The sequence below is a fragment of the Mycobacterium sp. genome (assembly GCF_019247635.1).
Lineage (GTDB): Bacteria > Actinomycetota > Actinomycetes > Mycobacteriales > Mycobacteriaceae > Mycobacterium.
In genome coordinates this window covers 1-21,326 of sequence record NZ_JAFBAR010000126.1, presented here as the reverse complement: position 1 = coordinate 21,326, position 21,326 = coordinate 1, and the positions used below count along the sequence as shown (strand labels likewise).

At 67.8% G+C, this 21,326-nt stretch carries 22 protein-coding genes; 14 read left to right on the top strand and 8 right to left on the bottom strand.

The window, feature by feature from the left end:
- Positions 1-67: 67 nt before the first annotated feature.
- The 4 genes from JO236_RS21240 to JO236_RS21225 all read right to left on the bottom strand — a co-directional run bounded on the left by JO236_RS21240 (position 68) and on the right by JO236_RS21225 (position 3,902).
- A complete protein-coding gene (locus JO236_RS21240; protein WP_293335213.1) occupies positions 68-1,393 on the bottom strand; it encodes a hypothetical protein in 1,326 nt (441 codons plus the stop codon).
- Positions 1,390-1,761, bottom strand: coding sequence for a hypothetical protein (locus JO236_RS21235; RefSeq protein WP_293335210.1), 372 nt, complete (start codon positions 1,759-1,761; stop codon positions 1,390-1,392). The genes JO236_RS21240 and JO236_RS21235 overlap by 4 nt, the downstream gene beginning before the upstream one ends.
- Before the next feature lie 4 nt (positions 1,762-1,765).
- On the bottom strand, positions 1,766-3,616 hold the full coding sequence (locus tag JO236_RS21230) for a hypothetical protein (protein WP_293335207.1): 1,851 nt from the start codon (positions 3,614-3,616) through the stop codon (positions 1,766-1,768).
- A 124-nt stretch (positions 3,617-3,740) separates the two neighbouring features.
- Complete coding sequence (locus JO236_RS21225; protein ID WP_293335203.1) at positions 3,741-3,902, bottom strand: hypothetical protein; 162 nt, start codon at positions 3,900-3,902, stop codon at positions 3,741-3,743.
- A 136-nt stretch (positions 3,903-4,038) separates the two neighbouring features.
- On the opposite strand from JO236_RS21225, the gene bioB reads away from it, so the two are divergent.
- From bioB to JO236_RS21210, 3 genes are read left to right on the top strand one after another with little or no spacing between them, the layout of a single operon-like run.
- The gene (gene bioB / locus JO236_RS21220; RefSeq protein ID WP_293335200.1) at positions 4,039-5,073 is read left to right on the top strand and encodes a biotin synthase BioB; all 1,035 of its coding nucleotides are present in this window, start codon (positions 4,039-4,041) and stop codon (positions 5,071-5,073) included.
- A 5-nt stretch (positions 5,074-5,078) separates the two neighbouring features.
- The gene (locus JO236_RS21215) at positions 5,079-5,282 is read left to right on the top strand and encodes a hypothetical protein (RefSeq protein ID WP_293335197.1); all 204 of its coding nucleotides are present in this window, start codon (positions 5,079-5,081) and stop codon (positions 5,280-5,282) included.
- Entirely contained in the window at positions 5,279-5,968 is a 690-nt protein-coding gene (locus tag JO236_RS21210) for a DUF2567 domain-containing protein (RefSeq protein WP_293335194.1), read from the top strand. The genes JO236_RS21215 and JO236_RS21210 overlap by 4 nt, the downstream gene beginning before the upstream one ends.
- A 27-nt stretch (positions 5,969-5,995) precedes the next feature.
- Here the strand turns inward: JO236_RS21210 and JO236_RS21205 are convergent, their stop codons facing one another.
- Both JO236_RS21205 and JO236_RS21200 read right to left on the bottom strand, forming a co-directional pair.
- Positions 5,996-7,336 carry a lipase family protein gene (locus JO236_RS21205; RefSeq protein ID WP_293335191.1) on the bottom strand — a complete coding sequence of 447 codons (1,341 nt, stop codon included), beginning with the start codon at positions 7,334-7,336 and terminating at the stop codon, positions 5,996-5,998.
- A 186-nt stretch (positions 7,337-7,522) separates the two neighbouring features.
- On the bottom strand, positions 7,523-8,242 hold the full coding sequence (locus tag JO236_RS21200; protein ID WP_293335188.1) for an NUDIX hydrolase: 720 nt from the start codon (positions 8,240-8,242) through the stop codon (positions 7,523-7,525).
- Positions 8,243-8,290: 48 nt separating this feature from the next.
- On the opposite strand from JO236_RS21200, the gene nadA reads away from it, so the two are divergent.
- The 3 genes from nadA to nadC are packed head-to-tail and all read left to right on the top strand — an operon-like array spanning position 8,291 to position 11,795.
- Positions 8,291-9,340: a quinolinate synthase NadA gene (gene nadA / locus JO236_RS21195; protein ID WP_293335185.1), complete on the top strand. Its 1,050-nt coding sequence runs from the start codon at positions 8,291-8,293 to the stop codon at positions 9,338-9,340.
- A complete protein-coding gene (locus JO236_RS21190; RefSeq protein WP_293335182.1) occupies positions 9,340-10,938 on the top strand; it encodes an L-aspartate oxidase in 1,599 nt (532 codons plus the stop codon). Before nadA ends, JO236_RS21190 begins: the two co-directional genes overlap by 1 nt.
- Complete coding sequence (gene nadC / locus JO236_RS21185) at positions 10,938-11,795, top strand: carboxylating nicotinate-nucleotide diphosphorylase (RefSeq protein ID WP_293335179.1); 858 nt, start codon at positions 10,938-10,940, stop codon at positions 11,793-11,795. Before JO236_RS21190 ends, nadC begins: the two co-directional genes overlap by 1 nt.
- A gap of 365 nt (positions 11,796-12,160) precedes the next feature.
- Here nadC and JO236_RS21180 read toward each other — a convergent pair whose 3' ends face one another.
- Complete coding sequence (locus tag JO236_RS21180) at positions 12,161-12,571, bottom strand: nitroreductase family deazaflavin-dependent oxidoreductase (protein WP_293335176.1); 411 nt, start codon at positions 12,569-12,571, stop codon at positions 12,161-12,163.
- 88 nt (positions 12,572-12,659) lie between these two features.
- Here JO236_RS21180 and hisD point away from each other — a divergent pair, with 88 nt between their 5' ends.
- The 8 genes from hisD to hisI are packed head-to-tail and all read left to right on the top strand — an operon-like array spanning position 12,660 to position 19,116.
- Positions 12,660-13,985, top strand: a complete 1,326-nt coding sequence (gene hisD / locus JO236_RS21175) for a histidinol dehydrogenase (RefSeq protein ID WP_293335219.1) — start codon at positions 12,660-12,662, stop codon at positions 13,983-13,985.
- Positions 13,982-15,121, top strand: a complete 1,140-nt coding sequence (locus JO236_RS21170) for a histidinol-phosphate transaminase (protein ID WP_293335173.1) — start codon at positions 13,982-13,984, stop codon at positions 15,119-15,121. Before hisD ends, JO236_RS21170 begins: the two co-directional genes overlap by 4 nt.
- Entirely contained in the window at positions 15,118-15,738 is a 621-nt protein-coding gene (gene hisB, locus JO236_RS21165) for an imidazoleglycerol-phosphate dehydratase HisB (RefSeq protein WP_293335170.1), read from the top strand. Before JO236_RS21170 ends, hisB begins: the two co-directional genes overlap by 4 nt.
- An 8-nt stretch (positions 15,739-15,746) precedes the next feature.
- A complete protein-coding gene (hisH, locus tag JO236_RS21160) occupies positions 15,747-16,367 on the top strand; it encodes an imidazole glycerol phosphate synthase subunit HisH (protein ID WP_293335216.1) in 621 nt (206 codons plus the stop codon).
- A gap of 2 nt (positions 16,368-16,369) precedes the next feature.
- Positions 16,370-17,116: a bifunctional 1-(5-phosphoribosyl)-5-((5-phosphoribosylamino)methylideneamino)imidazole-4-carboxamide isomerase/phosphoribosylanthranilate isomerase PriA gene (priA, locus tag JO236_RS21155; protein ID WP_293335167.1), complete on the top strand. Its 747-nt coding sequence runs from the start codon at positions 16,370-16,372 to the stop codon at positions 17,114-17,116.
- Between the two features lie 7 nt (positions 17,117-17,123).
- The gene (locus JO236_RS21150; protein WP_293335164.1) at positions 17,124-17,924 is read left to right on the top strand and encodes an inositol monophosphatase family protein; all 801 of its coding nucleotides are present in this window, start codon (positions 17,124-17,126) and stop codon (positions 17,922-17,924) included.
- A 50-nt stretch (positions 17,925-17,974) separates the two neighbouring features.
- A complete protein-coding gene (gene hisF, locus JO236_RS21145; protein WP_293335161.1) occupies positions 17,975-18,778 on the top strand; it encodes an imidazole glycerol phosphate synthase subunit HisF in 804 nt (267 codons plus the stop codon).
- Positions 18,775-19,116, top strand: a complete 342-nt coding sequence (gene hisI, locus JO236_RS21140) for a phosphoribosyl-AMP cyclohydrolase (RefSeq protein ID WP_293335158.1) — start codon at positions 18,775-18,777, stop codon at positions 19,114-19,116. The genes hisF and hisI overlap by 4 nt, the downstream gene beginning before the upstream one ends.
- A 278-nt stretch (positions 19,117-19,394) precedes the next feature.
- On the opposite strand, the gene JO236_RS21135 is transcribed toward hisI, so the two are convergent.
- Positions 19,395-20,897 carry a serine/threonine-protein kinase gene (locus JO236_RS21135; RefSeq protein ID WP_293335155.1) on the bottom strand — a complete coding sequence of 501 codons (1,503 nt, stop codon included), beginning with the start codon at positions 20,895-20,897 and terminating at the stop codon, positions 19,395-19,397.
- Positions 20,898-21,326: the final 429 nt, after the last annotated feature.

Here is a 21,326-nt window from a genome sequence, read left to right as displayed (position 1 = left end):
CGCTCCGAAATTGGCAGTGCCGTTCCGCTCGCGGCCGTTGCGGCAGCGCGCGCGGGCGACGGACGTCTCACCCTCCGAATAGCAGGTATAAACCGGTGAAGGTGTAGCTCACCATGACCAGCATCATGGTGAGCTGGCCGGTGAGCTGGTGGCCTGGCGGCAACAGCCGCAGAGCTCTGTCATGCGCGGCGATCACGGCCATGATGTGCCCGGTGACCACGCAGGCGACCTTGATCCCGGCCAGCACCGGCGGGTGCATGGACAGCACGTACCAGACGCGCAGGTGCGCCAGGCCCAGCGGATTCCAACCGCGGCCGAATGGGTCGGCCAGGGCGATGACGGCCTGCTGTCCGCGCTCGATCAGGTAGGACAGGTAGTGCGCGAAGATGTAGCCCACCACGATCGGGATCAGCGAGTGCGCCAGCTGGCCCGGCAAGGCGCGACGCTGGTCCCGCTCGACCCCGCCGGTTGCCCGCGCGGCAAGCGAAAAGGTCAGTGCCACAACCGAAATGAATAGGAGCAGGCCGACGGTTCGCAGTGCGCTCGACGGCACGGTCGCTGACATTCGGTCGGCGAAGTTGCGCCATGTCGGTGACGCCGAGTAGCTGTCGAACGCCGTGGACCCGAGCAACACCGCCAGCACTATGACGATGCCCGGCCGCACGGGCAGCGACGGCAGGTGGTCGAACGGATTGCCCACGACGATCCTTCCCGTCGTCGGTGAGCGGCGAAAGGGGCAGAGTCGGGAGACCGCCATGCTGTACACGCCGAACGGGTCGGCACGCGCCAGCCACCGCTGCCCGCACAGCCACGCCCCAATCAGCAACACCGCGACGTAAACGAGCAGCCAAGTCTTCACCCACGGCAGCGACGCGGAGTCCGGGCTCGCCAGCTCCATCCACACGAAGGCGAACAGACCGGCGGCCGCCGGGCGGTATCCCCAGCGCTCGGGGTAGGTGCGTCGCGCGCGCCCCGGGAGGGCCGGTCGCAGCAGCAGATAAATCGTGCGCACCGGCGAGATCACCCGCCACACCGGCCCGAAAACCAGCGACGCAGCCACCAGCCCGACCCACAGCAGTACGTAGAACGCTCCGAGCAGGCCGTTGGACTGGGTTTGGGGACCCCATACTCCGGCCGCCACCACCCACACCGTGAAAACCAGCACCGCGCCGGCGGCCACTCGGCGGGTGACCCGGGCGTCGACAAATGCGGTCAGCGCCGACGGCAACGGGTGGCCCGGCTTGGCCGGATCAAACCGCGGGCGCCGCCAGGCGAACGCGACCACGGCGAACGTGAACGTCAGCGCCCATGCCGCTCCGACCATCGCATAGGCGTAGGGGACCGGAAGGTCGCCGGAGCCGCCCAACCCGTGGGCGAGCACCGCAACCGTCACTGCTGGACTTGGATGGTCGCGATCGTGCGGTGCAGGTGGTGAAGTTCGACGTCGACGTTGCCGGGGACGTCGACGCTGAACTGGAATGTCTGGTTGGGTGCGGCCGCGACCTGGAATTTGTGGTCCGGCGTCGAGTGCACGTGCAGCTCGTCGGTGGCGTCGCTGGTGACCCGCAGGGTGATCTGTTCGCGAACCTTGGACTGCAGCGTGGCATTGGTCGGGGTGACCTGACCGTTCGCGATGGTGACATCGACCGTTAGGCCCTGTGGCGGCGCGGGCGCGGGCTTACTCGGGGAACCACCGCAGGCCACCACGACTCCCACGATCGCCGTCGCCCACGTCGCGGTGAGGGTGCGACGACCCGTCATCGACCTATGCCGCATGGGGGACCGGATGCTTTTCCTCCTCGATTTGCCCGGGGGTGGTGGTTCCGCCGTTAATCCGGCCGGCACCCCAGGTCAGGCCGGCGATCACCATCAGCGTGAAGATCAACACCACCACGGAGCCGGCGTTGAACAACCAGATCGGACTGCTTGGGTCGCGTTCGCGTTGCAGGATGCTGTTCTCCAGCACGAACGGTCGCGTGGTGGAGGCCAGCGCCGGAACCTCGGAGCCCTGGGGCGCGGGAAGGGCCGAATCCGCTGGTTCGTAGATCGCCACGGCGGTCAACGTGTAACCGTCTTGGACCCGCAGCAGCGTCTTCCAGGATCCCCAGACCGGGATCGGCTTGGTGGAGCGGTAGTGTCCCGGCCCAACCTTTTGCAGCCGATCGATCACCAGGCCCCGCTCATTTTCCATCCGGCCCTGCCAGGACAGGATCGTCAGCCAGTTCGGGTTATCGCTCACCATGTTGGGCGGATTGAGTTGCACATCCGCGGAGACCATGCGCTTTCCGGGGGCGCTGGGCAGGTCGGTCAGGTTGATCGTCGCGGTGTCCTGCTTCGGCACCACGATGTGCAGCCCATTGGCCACGGCGCCGCCGATGACGAGCACCGTCGCCGCGACCACCGAGATGCCGATCGCGCGCCGCGGCAGGCGTTGCCCGGTGAGGACCATCCCCATCATCGCGCCGCACGTGCCCATCATTACCGCTACTGGGACCGCCTCGGCCAGGATCTGGGGCCACATGTGTGTGGGCCACGGGTAGTGGTAGACCGTGCCGATCCACAGCGACTCCAGCCACAGCCCGACGGTGCCGACGCCCAGACCCGCGACCGCACCGAACACGATCGACCGCTTGAACAGCGGCGTCAGCGCGATCACCTCGACCACCAGAGCGGGACCCAGGTAGAGCGGGAACCAGTTGATCGGGGCGCCCAGGATGGGCCCGACCGTCAGCGCCACGAGGCCGCGCAGCAGGATCGCGAAGAGGGCCGCGATGATTGCCGCGCCCCGGCCCATCGTGATACGCGCGATCACCAACCCCACCGCTGCGACGCCCGCGATCATCATCGGCTGGTGTATCAGCCGAAACTGCGGGACACCGAAGTCGAACTCGATTTGGTAGACCGACATGCCGATCAGCAGGCCGCCGCAGGACAGGTAGCGCAGGAATTTGACGAACGGGCGTTCGGGTTCCTCGGGTTCGCCCGGCAACGCCCGGCCGCCCTCGTACTCCAGCATCAGCACCGAGAACAAGGAAAATCCCGCGCCGCCGATCATCATCAAATGCGTTGGGCCCCATAGGGTGACGTCTTGGCCGAAGAGACGATGCCAGATGTCGTCGAGAGGGAACCCGAGCAGAGCGTACATACCGCAGCCGGCCATCAGCACACCGCCGACGGGGGCGTGCCAGTTGCGGGTGATGCGCACCGGAGCGGGGCCGGGTTCATCGAACGGCAGCACGATCGCGGTCATGCCGGCCAGGAAAATCCCGAACAGGCCGATGATGATGAAGTAGTGCGCGGGATTGGCCAGCGGACCGGGATCCCGGCCATTGCCGATGTGCCAACTCACGTCCCAGATGAACCCGAACAGGGCGCAGATGATGAATGTGGTGAACACCAGGACCGGCAGGGCCACCCAGGATGGGCGCCTGAATTTGCGTCCCAGCCAGTCGGCGAGTTTGGTCAGCCACTCGATTCGATGACTGCGATGAGCCCATCCGATCCACAGCATGACCAGTGTGATCACCATCGCGGCGATCGTCAGGCCAATCACCTGGTTGAGGCCTGCACCGCGCGCGGGTGCCTCTGCCAGAACCGTCAGCGCCATCGACGTCATCGTCCTACCCTCCCAACTGCGCCGGGCCGCCCCGGGAGATTTGATCTGACGGCCACTAAGTTACTCCAAGGTAAGTTAGCGTTCCAGTCCCAACGGAAGCGGGAATGCCCGGTTGGTCGGCTCGTCAATCCCGGTTTTCGTCCGCCGCGTCCGCGTCGTGGGGTTTGCGGCGATCCCGCAGCGCGACGTACAAGACGACGCCGACGACAACCACCGCGGGCAGGAAGGCGGGTACCGCCAGCAGGATCCAGTGGTGTGCCACATACTCGACGTGCGGATTGGTCATCGTGGTTGCCCCTGGCTGCTGCCCGGATGGCGTTGGTGGACGCGCCCCCCGTTACCCTAGCTTGAACACGCTTCAGGGCAGGCGCGATGAGCCTGCGGCTAGGCAGTCCGGCTAGCAAAACACAAGGGAGCACTTGGTGACTCAGGCAGCGACGCGGCCAACCATCGACACCGACAGCGCCGACATTCTGACCGTCGCGCGCCAGCAGGTGCTGGAGGCTGGGGAGGGACTCGACAGGGACCAGGTACTGCAGGTGCTGCAACTGCCCGACGACCGGCTGGAGGAGCTGCTGTCGTTGGCCCACGAGGTGCGGATGCGCTGGTGCGGCCCGGAGGTCGAGGTCGAGGGCATCATCAGCCTGAAAACCGGGGGCTGCCCCGAGGACTGCCATTTCTGCTCCCAGTCGGGGCTGTTCGCTTCGCCGGTGCGCAGCGCCTGGCTCGACATTCCCAGCCTGGTCGAGGCGGCCAAGCAGACCGCCAAGAGCGGTGCCACCGAGTTTTGCATCGTGGCCGCGGTTCGCGGACCCGACGAGAGGTTGCTGGCCCAGGTCGCGGCCGGCATCGAGGCGATCCGCGACGAGGTCGAGATCAACATCGCCTGCTCACTGGGGATGCTGAGCGCCGAGCAGGTGGAACGGCTGTCGGCGATGGGCGTGCACCGCTACAACCACAACCTGGAGACCGCCCGCTCGTTCTTCACCCGCGTCGTCACCACCCACACCTGGGAAGAGCGCTGGCAGACGCTGTCGATGGTGCGTGACGCCGGCATGGAGGTGTGCTGCGGCGGCATCCTGGGCATGGGAGAGACGCTGCAGCAGCGGGCGGAATTCGCCGCTGAACTCGCCGAACTCGGCCCCGACGAGGTGCCGTTGAATTTCCTCAACCCACGTCCGGGCACCCCATTCGGGGATTTGGCGGTCATGCCGGCCGGTGAGGCGCTGAAGTCGGTCGCCGCGTTCCGCCTCGCGTTGCCGCGGACCATGTTGCGCTTCGCGGGCGGTCGCGAGATCACCCTCGGCGACCTGGGGGCCAAGCAGGGCATTCTCGGCGGGATCAACGCGGTGATCGTCGGCAACTATCTGACCACGCTGGGTCGCCCGGCCGAGGCCGACCTCGAATTGCTCGACGATCTGCAGATGCCCATCAAGGCGCTCAACGCCACCTTGTAGACACCGTGATTGTGGTGCGCTACAACGTCTACACCGGTGAACCGGAGGGCACCGCCGTCCCCGCCGCGGCCCGGCTGGGCCTGGAGCCGCCCCGGTTCTGCGCGGAATGCGGACGCCGGATGATCGTGCAGGTGCGCCCTGACGGTTGGCGGGCGCGATGCTCACGGCACGGCGAAGTGGACTCGGCCGACCTGGAGGCGCAGCGATGACGGATTCTGCGGCCCTATCCCGGCCCTCTGGCGTTACGCGCGCGGCGCGAGTGCGCGCCTGCCTCGCCGTAGTGCTCGGACTGACGCTATCGGGTGTGCTCGCGGGCGCCCTGTGGGCCTGGATAGCTCCGCCGCTGCATGCGGTGGTGGCGATCACTCGGGCCGGCGAACGAGTGCACGACTACCTGGGCAATGAGTCGGAACACTTCTTCGTCGCACCGTTTCTAATGTTGGCGCTGCTGGGAGTGATTTCGGTGGTCGCACCCGTGCTGGTGTGGCAGTGGCGGCAGCACCGTGGGCCTGGGATGGTCGTGGTGCTGTGCATCGGTCTGGTGCTGGCGGCCGCGGTCGCCGTCACCGTGGGCGCTTTGTTGGTTCGGCTCCGCTACGGGGCGTTGGACTTCGACACGGTGCCGTTGGTAGGTGAGCGTGCCGTCGCTTATGTCGTCGAGGCGCCGCCGGTGTTTTTTGCCCGAGGGCCGCTGCAGGTGGCTACCACGCTGTTCTGGCCGGTCGGCATCGCCTCGCTGGTGTGCGTGTTGCTTGTCGCCGCGAACGCCCGCGACGACTTGGGCGGTCTTCCGGCGGTCACACCGCGACCGAGCGTGCTGCCTGCAGCCCCACCGGGCTCACCGGGCCCACAAGCCCCGGAAGCCCCCGAAGCCCCCGAAGCCGTGGTGTCCTAGCGCCGGCAAGGCCCCGTCGGAGCCGCGTCAGAGCGGGCGGCGGTGAATGTGGCGGCCACCGATGACCCGGGCTGCGATCCTGCCCAACCGTGCCATGCCGGCGTAGGTCATCGGATTGAACGCGGTTGGCCACACTGTTCGGACGAGATGCTCGGTCAGCGGCCGGCGGGCGAACCGGTCGGTGAGCCAGCGCAGCGTCATCGGGGCCGACAGCGGATGCAGCAGCATATGTTCGTTGAACGCGTCGCGGTGATAGCTGACATCGGCGCCGCCGGCCGAATAGGCGTCGGCCAGTTCGTCGATGTCGTGCACGTCGATGAGGTAGTCGTGCACCGCCTGCACGATCAACACCGGCGGCGTTGGCACCGCGGCGCCCAGTTTGATGCTTTCGAAGACGTGCGAGACCTCCGGCGTGGACAGGATGTCCTCGAGCGGCTCGTCGAGGTAGTCCGCCATGTTCTTGCCAGCCATCCGCACGACCGCCGCCACGGTCGTCATGTCTTTCAGCGAGTCAAGCAGGGCACGTCCCTCGTCGTTGGTGTGCTCTTTGATGACCCGGTCCAAGTCGGGGTAAACGTGCGCAAGAGCGGCCACCACCAGCGCCGGCAACCCGGCGAGGAAGGTGCCGTTGAGCCGGCGGAAAGTATGTCCCAGGTCGCCGACCGGCGAGCCCAGGGCCGCCCCGACGATGTCTAATTCGGGCGCGTACTCGCCACACATCTCGGCGGCCCACGCACTGGCCAGCCCGCCACCGGAATATCCCCACAACCCTATCGGTGCGTTTGCCGCCAACCCGGTGCGTTCCGAGCCCAGGGCGGCCCGGATGCCGTCGAGGACACGGTAGCCGGGCTCGTACGGAGCACCCCAGATGCCGTGCAGACCCTCGTGGTCCGGTACCGAGACGGCCCAGCCCTCGGCCACAGCGGCGGTGATCAAGAAGAGCTCGAGTTGGGCCAGCGAACCCAGCGCCTTCGCCCTTCTGCGCAGCGCATACGACGGAAAACAGCGCGACGACACGGCATCGATCGCGCATTGGTAGGACAGCAGCGGGCAGGTCTGGCCCGGAGTATGCCCGGCGGGGAGGATCACGGTGGTCACCGCCGCCTCGGGCTTACCATTCAGGTCCATGGTCCGATACAGCAGCTGGATGGCAGTGCTGCGTTGCGGGATCAGTCCCAGAAAGGCCAGCTCAACGTCGCGGGTGCGCAGCACGGCGCCGGGCTCGGCATGCTGAAAGCCGGGCGGCGGCTGGTAGAACGGGTCGTCCGTCGGCAGCAGCGGCCGCACTTTGCGCTGCAATTCCTCGTGTGTCGGCCGGCCGATCCACTCCGCGCCGGTCGCCCCTGCCAGATTGCCGAGCTCGACCATTGAGGCTCCCTTCGTAGCCACCGGCATTCTCGCGATCGCCCTTTTCGGACCGCGCGAATCGCTGGTGGCGGTCAGCGCCCGCAGGTCACCGGCGCCCGTCTCTTACCGATTTCTTACTGAATGTACCGGTAGCTGCGCAAACTTCGACTCACAAATTGCGTGTGGCGCGTCACAGGCCCCGGCATTTCACGTCTGACCTGGCGGGCCGGGCGGCCTGAGAGCGGCGAACTCGTCGGTGACGCGCAGCTGTGAATCGGTGAATTGGTAGAGGGCGGCCGGGCGTCCGCCGCTGCGGCCCGACGCCGCCACCGTGCCGGTCTGGGAGATGACGCCGCGCCGGGCCAGCACCCGTTGCAGGTTGGTTGCGTCGACCTGATGGCCCAGCGCCGCGCCATAGATGTCACGCAATGTCGATAGCGCGAATTCCCTTGGAGCCAGGGCGAATCCGATATTGGTATAGGACATCTTGGCGACCAGTCGGGTATGCGCGTGAGTCACCATCGGGCCGTGATCGAAGGCCATTCGTGGTAGCGCATTCACCGGGTGCCATCGGGTGTCGGGCGGCAACTCGGGCGTGGCGGGGGAGGGAACCAGGCCCAGGAAGGTCGACGCGATCACCCGCGCGCCGGGCACCCGGTGGGGGTCGGAGAACACTGCGAGCTGCTCCAGGTGCGCCAACTCACGCAGGTCCACCTTTTCGGCCAGCTGCCGCCGGACCGAGGTATCCATGTCCTCGTCATTGCGCAGCTGGCCGCCCGGCAGTACCCAAGCACCCTTTTGTGGATCCTGCGCACGCTCCCACAACAACACGTTGAGCTGCGGTTTTTCTGATTTCGGGGCTTCCTTGCCCCGCCGGACCTGGAACACGACCGCGAGCACTTCGTGTGCGGTGCTACCATTGGGCATGTTTTCGATTGTAAGTCGAAAACCTCCTGCCGCGAAAGGAGCGGACCAATGACGGTCCTGAACCGTACTGACACGCTCTTGGCCGATATGGCAGCCGACATCATCGACACGCCAAGCGGGTATGCCGGCGTCGACGGTGACGAGCGGTGGGCCGCGGAGGTTCGTCGGCTGGCGCGGTTGCGGGGGGCCACCTTGTTGGCGCACAACTACCAGCTGCCGGCCATCCAAGACGTCGCCGACCATGTGGGGGATTCGCTGGCGCTGTCGCGGATCGCCGCCGACGCGCCCGAGGACACAATCGTGTTCTGTGGCGTGCATTTCATGGCCGAGACCGCCAAGATCCTGAGTCCGGAAAAGACAGTGCTCATACCCGATCAGCGGGCCGGTTGCTCACTGGCCGATTCGATCAGCCCCGACGATCTGCGCGCCTGGAAGGACGAACACCCGGGTGCCGTCGTCGTCTCCTACGTCAACACCACCGCCGCGGTGAAGGCGCTCACCGACATCTGCTGCACGTCGTCAAACGCCGTCGAAGTGGTCGCGTCCATCGACCCCGGCCGCGAGGTGCTGTTCTGCCCCGACCAATTCCTCGGCGCCCACGTCCGCCGCGTGACCGGACGCAAGAACATCCACGTCTGGGCCGGCGAATGTCACGTGCACGCCGGCATCAACGGCGACGAGCTCACCGACCAGGCCCGCGCACATCCCGACGCCGAACTGTTCGTGCACCCCGAATGTGGTTGCGCCACATCGGCTTTGTACCTGGCCGGCGAAGGCGCCTTCCCATCGGATCGGGTAAAGATCCTATCCACGGGTGGCATGCTCGAGGCCGCCCACCGGACGCGCGCCCGCCAGGTCCTGGTCGCCACCGAGGTCGGCATGCTGTACCAGTTGCGCCGGGCCGCGCCGAGCATCGACTTCCGCGCCGTCAACGACCGCGCGTCCTGTAGGTACATGAAGATGATCACCCCCGCGGCGCTGTTGCGCTGCCTGCTGGACGGTGCCGACGAAGTCCACGTCGACCCCGACATCGCGGCAGCGGGCCGGCGCAGTGTGCAGCGGATGATCGAAATCGGTCAGCCCGGCGGCGGCGAATGATGACCGGACCCGCGTGGCGGCATGCGGCCGATGTCGTCGTCGTCGGCACCGGGGTGGCGGGGTTGGCCGCCGCGCTGGCCGCCCATCGGGCCGGGCGAAGCGTCGTCGTCCTCAGCAAGGCGGGCGGGGTGACCGCGACGCGCTACGCACAGGGCGGCATCGCGGTCGTGTTGCCGGACAATCCTGAGAACGCAGACTCCGTGGACGCCCACGTCGCCGACACGCTGGCCGCCGGAGCTGGCATGTGCGATGCAGACGCGGTGTACTCGATCGTCGCCGACGGTTACCGCGCCGTGAGCGAATTAGTAGGTGAGGGAGCGCGATTCGACGAATCCGGGCCGGGCCGGTGGGCGCTGACCCGGGAGGGCGGGCACTCGCGGCGACGCATCGTGCACGCCGGTGGGGACGCGACCGGCGCCGAGGTCCAACGCGCGCTCGACCACGCCGCCCGCGTGCTGGACATCCGCACCAGCCACGTGGCGTTGCGAGTGTTGCACGACGACGCCCTGGGCCAAGACAGGGTGACGGGGGTTTTGGTGGGCAACGCCGACGGGATCGGAATTATCAGCGCGCCCGCGGTGATCCTGGCGTCCGGCGGCCTGGGGCACCTCTACAACGCGACCACCAATCCCGACGGATCGACCGGCGACGGAATCGCGTTGGGGCTATGGGCCGGTGTCCCGGTCAGCGATGTCGAGTTCATCCAATTCCATCCGACCATGCTCTTCGCCGCGGGTCCCGGCCAAGAAACCGGCCGGAGGCGACCGCTGATCACCGAGGCCATCCGCGGTGAGGGCGCGATATTGGTTGACGGGCAAGGCAATTCGGTGATGGCGGGCGTTCACCCGATGGGCGACCTGGCGCCGCGCGATGTCGTCGCGGGGGCCATCGACGCGCGGCTGAAGGCCATCGGCGATCCGTGCGTCTTTCTCGACGCGCGCGGCATCGACAGCTTCGAGACCCGGTTCCCCAATGTCACCGCCGCGTGCCGCGCCGCCGGCATCGACCCCGTCCGGCAACCCATCCCCGTCGTTCCGGGGGCGCACTACAGCTGCGGTGGTGTGGTGGCCGACGTGTATGGCCAGACCGAGCTGCCTGGGCTGTTCGCCGCGGGCGAGGTGGCCCGCACCGGGATGCACGGCGCGAACCGTCTGGCGTCCAACAGCTTGCTGGAAGGCTTGGTCGTGGGTGGCCGCGCCGGAACGGGCGCGGCCGAGCATGCCGCGGCGGCTGGCCGATTGCGCGCGACCATGCCCGAACCGATCACCCACACGGCTTCGAACCGACCTGAATTGCAGGACGCGATGACCCGGGACGCCTCGGTGGTGCGCGACGCCACCGGGCTGCAGCGCTTGTCCGAAACGCTGGCCGGCGAGCCGGTTCGCCACATCACCGGCCGCCGCGATTTCGAGGATGTGGCGTTGACGCTGACTGCCCGGGCGGTGGCCGCTGCGGCGCTGGCCCGTACCGAAAGCCGTGGCTGCCACCACCGTGCGGAGTATCCGGATGCCGTGCCGGAACAAGCCCGCAGCATCGTGATCCGGCTGGCTGAGGACCAGAACTCGGTGTGCGCCGGGGCGTTGGCTGCGGTGTGTTGATGGCGCTGTCCGACGCCGAGCTTTCCGCGGCGCGCACCATCATTCGATGCGGCCTCGCCGAGGACCTGAACTACGGACCGGACATCACCACGATCTCGACCGTGCCGACCGGCACGGTGACCACCGCGGCGATGGTGCCGCGCGAGCCGGGCGTGGTTGCCGGCGTCGATATCGCGGTGTTGGTGCTCGACGAGGTCATCGGCACCGACAGTTACGAGGTGCTCGGCCGCGTGCGCGACGGCACCCGGCTCCGGGCGGGCGAGCCGTTGCTGACCGTCCGGGCAGACACGCGCGGCCTGTTGACCGCGGAGCGGACCATGCTGAACCTGGTCTGCCACTTGTCCGGGATCGCCACGGTGACGGCGGCTTGGGTCGATGCGGTCAGCGGGACCAAAGCCAAGATCCGCGACACCCGCAAAACCCTGCCGGGCCTGCGGGCGCTGCAGAAATACGCGGTGCGGGTCGGCGGGGGCGTCAACCACCGGCTGGGGCTGGGCGACGCCGCGTTGATCAAGGACAACCACGTCGCGGCGGCGGGCTCGGTGGTCGAGGCGTTGCGCGCGGTGCGCGCGGCGGCGCCGGATCTGTCTTGTGAGATCGAAGTGGACTCGCTCGAGCAGCTCGACGAGGTGCTGCCCGAGAAGCCCGAGCTGATCCTGCTGGACAACTTCCCGGTGTGGCAGACGCAGACCGCGGTGCAGCGCCGTGACGCGCGCGCGCCCGAAGTTTTGCTCGAGTCGTCGGGCGGCCTCACCTTAGACACCGCGGCGGCGTACGCCGGAACCGGTGTGGACTACCTGGCCGTCGGCGCTCTGACTCACTCGGTGCAAGTGCTGGACGTCGGCCTGGACATGTAGCGCGGTCCCCGCCCGGCCAGCGCGCGCGCCCGTGGGCCGCCCGCCCGGGCCGCCCGTCGGCCCGTCATTGAGCGTGAACTGGCGGCGCGATTTTGGCCAAAATCTCGCCCTCACGTCACGCTCGGCGCGCCCGGGGGCGGGCCCGGCCCCGGCCAGCGCGCCCGGGGGGCCACGTCACGCTCGGCCCGCCCGCGGGCGGGCCCGGCCCGGCCAGCGTGCCCGCGGGTGGGCCACATCACGCTCGGCGCGCCCGTGGCGGACCCCGGCCCGCCAGCGCGCCGGCCCGTCGTCGAGCGTGAACTCAGGGCGGCGAAATCTCACTCTAAGAACACACTCGGCGAGGGTCGAGTAGCCGTGAGCCAGGCTCAGGCGATGTCGGCGACGAAAACCGCCATCCGGCGCAGCTGCACACGTGCCAACCACGGCAGACCCTCAGGGTCGGAGCCGGGGGGCAGGATCCGTGGGTTGGTGATGTGCAGCTCCCGGCGGGTGTAGTGCACGTCGGCCTCGCCGGCGGCGAGCACGTTTTTGACCCAGTCGGTCTTGCCGTGGGCGAGCGCGATCGCCAGCACGCCACCCTTGTGGTAGGTGGTCACGATGGTTTTGTACGGCTTGCCCGACTTGCGGCCGCGGTGCGTGATGGTCGCGGTGCCGGGGATGAAGCGCGCGATCGGTTTGAGCGCCGGGTTCAGGTATTTGACCTGAAAGTTCTCAAACCAGACCGGAAAGACCATCGGGACGCCCGGGGCGTTGTTGGGGTGATCTTTTTTGGACATGGCCGCACTGTACCGCCCGAGAACAAACCGCCCGAATAACAACTTGAGCTGCTCTGGGACAATGGTCAACGTGACTCCATCGCCTGCGCTGCTGGCCCGCATCGACCTGCGGGGTGCGGAGCTGACGGCTGCGCGCTTGCGAACCGCACTGCCGCGCGGCGGCGACGACGTGGACAGCGTGCTGCCGACGGTGCGGCCCATCGTGCAGGCCGTCGCTGAGCGCGGGGGCGAGGCAGCCCTGGAATTCGGGCAATCGTTCGACGGCGTGCAGCCGGCCGCCGTACGGGTGCCCCAGGTGGCACTGGATGCGGCGCTGGCCGGGTTGGTCGCCGATGTCCCAGACCTCATCGACGCACTGCAGGTGATGATCGATCGCACCCGCGCCGTGCACGCCGACCAGCGCCGCATCGACGTCACGACCACACTCGGCCCGGGCGCCACGGTGACCGAACGATGGGTTCCCGTCGAACGCGTGGGCCTGTACGTGCCCGGCGGCAATGCGGTTTATCCGTCCAGCGTGGTGATGAACGTGGTGCCGGCCCAAACCGCGGGCGTGGACTCGCTGGTGGTGGCCAGCCCGCCCCAGGCTGCATTTGACGGCCTGCCCCACCCGACGATCCTGGCCGCGGCCCGGCTGCTCGGCGTCGACGAGGTGTGGGCCGTCGGCGGTGCCCAGGCGGTGGCGTTGCTGGCCTATGGTGGCGCCGACACCGACGGCTCGGAGCTGCAGCCGGTGGATATGATCACCGGTCCCGGCAACATCTACGTCACCGCCGCCAAACGGCTGTGCCGCTCACAAGTGGGCATCGACGCCGAAGCCGGGCCGACCGAGATCGCGATCCTGGCCGACCACACCGCCGATCCGGCACACGTGGCCGCCGACCTGATCAGCCAGGCCGAACACGACGAGATGGCGTCGAGCGTGCTGGTCACGCCGAGCCTGGACCTGGCCGACGCCGCCGAGGCCGAACTGGCCGCTCAGCTGCAGACCACCGTGCACCGCGACCGGGTGACAGCTGCCCTGAGCGGACGTCAATCGGCGATCATCATGGTCGACGACCTGGATGCCGGCGTCCGGGTGGTCAACGCTTATGCCCCTGAGCATCTGGAGATCCAAACCGCCGACGCTCCCGCCGTTGCCGGCCGGATCCGTTCGGCGGGGGCGATTTTCGTGGGCCCGTACTCACCAGTCAGCCTGGGCGACTACTGCGCGGGGTCCAACCACGTGTTGCCGACGGTTGGCAGCGCCCGGCACTCCAGCGGCCTGTCGGTGCAGACCTTCCTGCGCGGCATCCATGTCGTCGACTACAGCGAGGCGGCCCTCAAAGACGTTTCCGGTCACCTGGTGACCCTCGCCAAGGCCGAGGACCTGCCGGCGCACGGTGAGGCAGTACGGCGAAGGTTCGAACGATGACCGGCGCACCCGGAAAGCCCACGCTGGACGACTTGCCGCTGCGCGACGACCTGCGTGGCAAATCACCTTATGGTGCACCGCAATTGGCGGTTCCGGTGCGGCTGAACACCAACGAGAACCCGCACCCTCCTACCCAGGCGCTCGTCGACGACGTCGTAGCCTCGGTGCGCGCGGCCGCCGCCGACCTGCACCGCTACCCCGACCGCGACGCGGTCGATCTGCGCCGCGACCTGGCCGCCTATCTGACCGCCCAGACCGGGACGCAGCTGAGTGTCGAAAATCTCTGGGCCGCAAACGGTTCCAATGAGATTCTGCAGCAGCTCCTGCAGGCTTTCGGCGGTCCGGGACGCACCGCGATCGGATTCGTCCCCTCCTATTCGATGCACCCCCTGATCTCCGACGGCACCCACACTGAGTGGATCGAGACCGTCCGCGCCGACGACTTCAGCCTCGACGTCGACACAGCCGTCACCGCGGTGACCGAGCGCAGGCCGGACGTGGTCTTCATCGCCAGCCCCAATAACCCATCCGGGCAGAGCGTTTCGCTGCCGGATCTGCGCAGGTTGCTCGCCGTGGTGCCGGGGATCTTGATCGTCGACGAGGCCTACGGCGAGTTCTCGTCGCAACCCAGCGCGGTCACGCTGGTCGAGGAGTATCCGACCAAGCTCATCGTCACCCGCACCATGAGCAAGGCGTTCGCGTTTGCCGGCGGCAGGCTGGGGTATCTGATCGCCACCCCGGCGCTGGTCGACGCGATGTTGCTGGTCCGTCTGCCGTATCACCTGTCGTCGGTGACACAGGCCGCCGCCCGCGCCGCGCTGCGGCACGCCGACGACACCCTGGGCAGCGTCGCAACCCTGATCGGTGAACGCCAACGGGTCTCAAAGGAACTGTCCGGCATCGGCTTTCGTGTGATACCGAGTGACGCCAACTTCGTGCTGTTTGGCGAGTTCGCCGACGCGCCGGCGGCCTGGCAGCGGTATCTGGACGCCGGTGTCTTGATCCGCGATGTCGGCATCCCCGGCTATCTGCGCGCCACCACCGGACTGGCTGACGAGAACGACGCCTTCCTGCGAGCGAGCGCAACCATCGTCGCCACCCAACTTGCCCCCGTCGCCCCGGTAGGAGCACCATGACAACCATTACCAGCCGTCGTGCACGAATTGAACGCCGTACCAAGGAATCCGATATCGTCATCGAGCTCGACCTCGACGGCACCGGACAGGTGGAAATCGACACCGGCGTCCCCTTCTACGACCACATGCTGACGGCGCTGGGCAGTCACGCCAGCTTCGACTTGACCGTGCGCGCCAAAGGCGACGTGGAGATCGAAGGACACCACACCATCGAGGACACCGCGATCGCGCTGGGCACCGCGCTCGGTCAGGCCCTCGGCGATAAGAAGGGGATCCGCCGGTTCGGCGACGCCTTCATCCCAATGGACGAGACCCTGGCGCATGCTGCCGTCGACGTGTCCGGCCGGCCCTATTGCGTGCACACCGGGGAACCGGATCACCTGCAGCACACCACTATTGCCGGCAGCTCGGTGCCGTACCACACCGTCATCAACCGGCACGTGTTCGAGTCGTTGGCCATGAACGCCCGCATCGCCCTGCACGTACGCGTCGTGTATGGGCGCGACCCGCACCACATCACCGAGGCGCAGTACAAGGCGGTCGCCCGCGCGCTGCGCCAGGCGGTCGAGCCCGATCCCCGGGTATCGGGCGTGCCGTCCACCAAAGGGGTTTTGTGACTTCCCTTTTGCGGCCGAAGTCGGTGGTCGTGTTGGATTACGGCTCCGGAAATCTGAGGTCGGCGCAGCGGGCGCTGCAGCGGGTCGGGGCCACCGTCGAAGTGACCGCCCATGCAGGAACGGCCCTGGCCGCCGACGGCCTGGTGGTGCCCGGGGTCGGCGCGTTCGAGGCGTGCATGACGGGCCTGCGGAAGATCTCTGGCGAGCGGATCATCGCCGAGCGGATCGCCGCCGGGCGCCCGGTGCTGGGAGTCTGCGTCGGAATGCAGATCCTGTTCGCACGCGGCGTCGAGTTCGGGGTCGAGACGCAAGGTTGTGGACAATGGCCCGGTGCGGTCACCCGGCTGGACGCCCCGGTGATCCCGCACATGGGCTGGAACGTGGTGAACGCGGCGCCGGGCAGTGCGCTGTTCAAGGGATTGGCCGCCGACGCCCGCTTCTATTTCGTGCACTCCTACGCCGCGCAGCGTTGGGAGGGCTCGTCTGACGCCCTGCTGACCTGGGCAACCCATCAGGCGCAGTTTTTAGCCGCGGTGGAGGATGGCCCGTTGGCGGCCACCCAGTTTCACCCGGAAAAGAGTGGGGATGCCGGTGCGGCCATTCTGAGCAACTGGGTCGAGGGACTGTAGCGATGACGCTGATTTTGTTGCCCGCTGTGGACGTGGTCGAGGGTCGCGCCGTGCGCCTGGTGCAGGGCAAGGCCGGCAGTGAAACCGAGTACGGCTCGGCGTTGGACGCCGCGCTGGCGTGGCAACGCGACGGCGCCGAATGGATCCACCTGGTCGACTTGGATGCCGCGTTCGGCCGTGGTTCCAACCGCGAGCTGCTTGCCGAGGTGGTGGGCAAGCTCGACGTGCAGATCGAGATGTCCGGCGGTATCCGCGACGACGATTCGTTGGCGACCGCGCTGGCCACCGGCTGCGCGCGGGTCAACCTGGGCACGGCCGCGCTGGAGAATCCGCAGTGGTGCGCGCGCGTGATCGCCGAGCACGGCGACAAGGTCGCCGTCGGGCTGGACGTCCAGATCCTCCCGGGGAATCCAGCAGGGCAGCACCGGTTGCGCGGGCGTGGCTGGGAAACCGACGGCGGCGACCTGTGGAACGTGTTGGAACGTCTTGACGGCCAAGGGTGTTCGCGTTTCGTCGTGACCGATGTCACCAAGGACGGCACACTGGGCGGTCCCAATCTGGACCTGCTGGGCGCCGTCGCCGATCGCACCGACGCCCCGGTGATCGCGTCCGGCGGCGTGTCCAGCCTGGACGACCTACGCGCGATCGCCACGCTCACCGGCCGCGGGGTCGAGGGCGCGATCGTCGGCAAGGCGCTGTACGCCGGGCGGTTTACGCTGCCCCAGGCGCTAGCCGCAGTGCGAGAGTAGACGCGGCATGGATCTGGACGTGTTGATACGCGAGGCCTCGAAAATCCTCGATGCCGCGGCCGAGCCGTTTCTGGCCGGCCATCGCGCCGAATCGGCGGTCGCCAAGAAGGGCAACGACTTTGCCACCGAGGTCGACCTCGCGATCGAGCGCCAGGTCGTCGCGGCACTCCAGGAGGTGACCGGAATCGGTGTGCACGGTGAGGAATTCGGCGGCACGGCCATCGACTCACCGTGGGTGTGGGTGCTGGATCCCGTCGACGGAACGTTCAACTACGCGGCCGGCTCGCCGATGGCGGCAATCCTGTTGGGCTTGCTGCGCGACGGCGAACCGGTGGCCGGGTTGACGTGGTTGCCGTTCACCGACGAGCGTTATACCGCCGTCGCCGGCGGCCCGCTGATGAAAAACGGTGCGCCGCAACCGTCGTTGGTTCCCGCTAGGCTGGGTGACTCGCTCGTCGGTGTCGGGACATTCAGCGCGGACTCGCGCGGCCGGTACCCCGGCCGCTACCGCATTGCGGTGCTGGAAAATCTGAGCCGGGTGTGCTCGCGGTTACGTATGCACGGGTCCACCGGCATCGACCTGGCCTACGTTGCCGACGGAATCCTGGGCGGTGCGCTCATTTTCGGAGGCCACGTCTGGGACCACGCGGCGGGCGTCGCGCTGGTGCGCGCCGCGGGCGGCGTCGTCACCGACCTGGCCGGCGATCCATGGACACCCGTGTCGCGGTCCGCCCTGGCGGCCGCGCCCGGCGCCCACGCCGAGATCCTTGAGATCCTGCGCAGCGCGGGCGAACCGGGGGACTTTTGATGCCGAGCAGTCGCAAAAGCCCCCGACACGCCGACGGAGATGGTGCTTTTGTGTCTGCTCGGGAGGTTACCGGTGGTCTTGCGGTGCGGGTTATCCCGTGTCTGGACGTCGACGACGGACGGGTGGTCAAGGGGGTCAACTTCGAGAACCTCCGGGACGCAGGCGATCCCGTGGAGTTGGCCGCCGCCTACGACGCCGAAGGCGCCGACGAGCTGACCTTTCTCGACGTGACCGCGTCGTCGTCGGGCAGGTCAACGATGCTGGAGGTGGTACGCCGCACCGCCGAGCAGGTGTTCATCCCGTTGACGGTCGGGGGTGGGGTTCGCGCGGTGGCCGACGTCGACGTATTGCTGCGCGCGGGAGCCGACAAGGTTTCGGTCAACACTGCGGCCATCGCCCGACCTGATCTATTGGCCGACATGGCAAGGCAATTCGGTTCGCAATGCATCGTATTGTCCGTGGACGCGCGCACGGTGCCGGAGGGATCAGCACCGACAGCGTCGGGGTGGGAGGTCACCACGCACGGCGGCCGTCGTGGCACCGGTATCGACGCCGTCGAATGGGCGGCCCGCGGCGCCGATCTCGGGGTGGGGGAGATCCTGCTGAACTCGATGGATGCCGACGGCACCAAAGCTGGGTTCGACCTGCCGATGTTGCGGGCGGTGCGCGCCGCGGTCACGGTGCCGGTGATCGCGAGCGGTGGCGCCGGGACTGCCGAACACTTCGCGCCCGCGGTCGCCGCGGGTGCCGATGCGGTATTGGCGGCCAGCGTCTTTCACTTCCGCGAACTGACGATCGGGCAGGTAAAGGCCGCCATGGCCGAAGAAGGGGTCACAGTAAGGACGGGACGATGACGCTGCACCCGGACATTGCCGCGCGGCTGAAGCGCAACGCCGAGGGTCTGGTCGCGGCCGTGGTGCAGGAGCGCGGCAGTGGGGACGTGTTGATGGTCGCCTGGATGGACGACGACGCGCTGGCCCGGACGCTGGAAACCCGTGAGGCAACGTACTATTCGCGGTCGCGGGGCAGACAGTGGATCAAGGGTTCGACGTCCGGACACACCCAGCACGTGCACTCGGTGCGCCTGGACTGCGACGGCGACACCGTGTTGCTGACCGTCGATCAGGTCGGCGGCGCATGTCACACCGGCGACCACAGCTGCTTCGACGCCGACTCGTTGCTCGAGCCTTAAGGTCTGCGGCGATCGCAAGAGCGGCGGAGCCGGTCGCAGCGGGTCGCCGCCATCGGGTCTGCGGCGATCGCAAGAGCGGCGGAGCCGGTCGCGGCGGGTCGCCGCCATCGGGTCTGCGGCGATCGCAAGGGCGGTGGGGCCGGTCGCGGCGGGTCGTCGCCATCGGGTCTGCGGCGATCGCAAGGGCGGTGGGGCCGGTCGCGGCGGGTCGCCGCTATCAGGTCTGCGGCGATCGCAAGGGCGGCGGGGCCGGTCGCGGCGGGTCGCCGCCATCCGGTCTAGCTCGGCGCGACGTCCAACCCGTTGGCCGCGACGATCGCTGCGCGCGCCCATTCGTGGCGGAACACGGCCGGCTGGATGCGATCCCGACGGATGACCTCGACGTCGATGGCCTTTCCGTTGGTCACGGCGACTGGCACCCGGAACGAATAGGCCGGTTCATCGGTCGCGATCGCCAGGATGGCGTCGTTGTCGGTGAAATTGTTGGCGCTCATGGTGTCCTCGGCCCATTTGAACGGCTTCACGCCGCCGAAACTCTTGACATACACCACCCACAGCCGCGTACCGCGCGCGTCGTACAGCTTGGTGACCGCTCTGTCCACGGCCGCGTGCTCGACGGGGGTGAGCACGCCCGATTCGTCGGTGAGCTGGCTGGTCAGTTTCAGTGGCGTCGTTGTCGGAACACTGCTGGTTGGTGTGGTTGGTGCCCTCGCCGACGAGGTGCCGCTGTGCGCTTTTTTGGCTCCGCCGTGCAGCATGTGCAGACCCGCGAGCACGGCCACGGCGAGCACAGTGACCGCTGCGAGCGTCGTGAGCACTTTCCCGAGCCCAGCGAGGCCGTCTCGTGCTTTGGGCACCGTCGTCGTGGGCGCCGCGATCACCTGCGTCGGTCCGGTGATCAACGCCGTGGGACCCGACGCGGTCGTGGTGGCAATCTCGGTGTTGCCCGCGAGTGCCGCCGCAAAATCCGCGCAAGACGCGTAACGATCATCGGGATTCTTGGCTAGCGCGCGGGTAATCGCAGTGTCGAGAGCCGCCAGCTCCGGTCGTCGCACACTCAACAGGGGAGGCGGTTCGGACAGGTGCTGGCTGATGACCACGGCCGGATTGGTGTGGTCGAACGGGGCGGATCCGGTCAGCAGGTGAAACGCCGTGCATCCCAGCGCGTATTGGTCGGCTCGACTGTCTAGGTCTGCGCCCTTCAGCTGCTCCGGCGCGCAGTATGCGGTCGTTCCCACCAGCATGTTTGTCGCGGTCAGACCGCTGATCTGACCCTGTTCGCGGGCGATGCCGAAATCGGCGAGCACGATCCGCCGCCGGGGGTTGGCCTCACCCAGCAAGATGTTGGCCGGCTTGACGTCGCGATGCAGGAGCCCGCGCGAATGGGCGTAATCGAGCGCGTCGGCGACGGCGGTGATGATTTCGACGACGTCCGCCTCGGGCATCCCGGACGGATAGTCGCTGCGCAGCAGCCGTGCGGCGTCGGTGCCTTCGACGTAATCCATCGAGATCCACAGCTGCCCCTCGTATTCGCCACGGTCGTGGATGCCGACGATGTGCGGGTTGTACAAGCCCGCGGCCAGATCGGCCTCCCGGTTGAAGCGTTGGCGGTACTCGGTGTCCGTGGTCAGATTGCCGGGCAGGATCTTCAGGGCGTCACGGCGCGGCAGCCGCGGATGTTGCGCCAGGTACACCTCACCCATCCCGCCGGCGCCCAAGCGCCGCACGATGGTGTATCCGGCGAACACCTGCCCTTCTGCCAGGCCTTCGCTTAGTGCCATGGGTGCATGCTACTGAGGTGATCGGCGGCGTACCCGAGCAATATGAGATCCGGCGCCGCCGGACGGGGCCCGGGGCGGCCCGCCGGCACACTCCTCAGGTTCCGGCAGCTATGCCACCCGAGCGTGCGGGGTAACGTAATCGGTTGTGGCATAGCTCTATTCGTTAAGTCCTGTTGTGCATGTGCCGAATTATACTGCTGTTCAATATGATTCGCCGGTTGATCCGAGCCTGCGGACGCCCGGGCGATGTCAGATTCCAGGCCGCGGAAGGCGTGTCCGGTGGCTGATCGCGCCACAGATGCTGACGTCGGCCAGAATGGCGGGCGATGCTGAAACGAGTGTCCTGGACCGTCGCCGTGCCGGTGCTTGCCCTCATCGCGCTGGCGTTGACGTGGGGCGAGGAGATCGGAACGCTACCCGCGTTGGCGG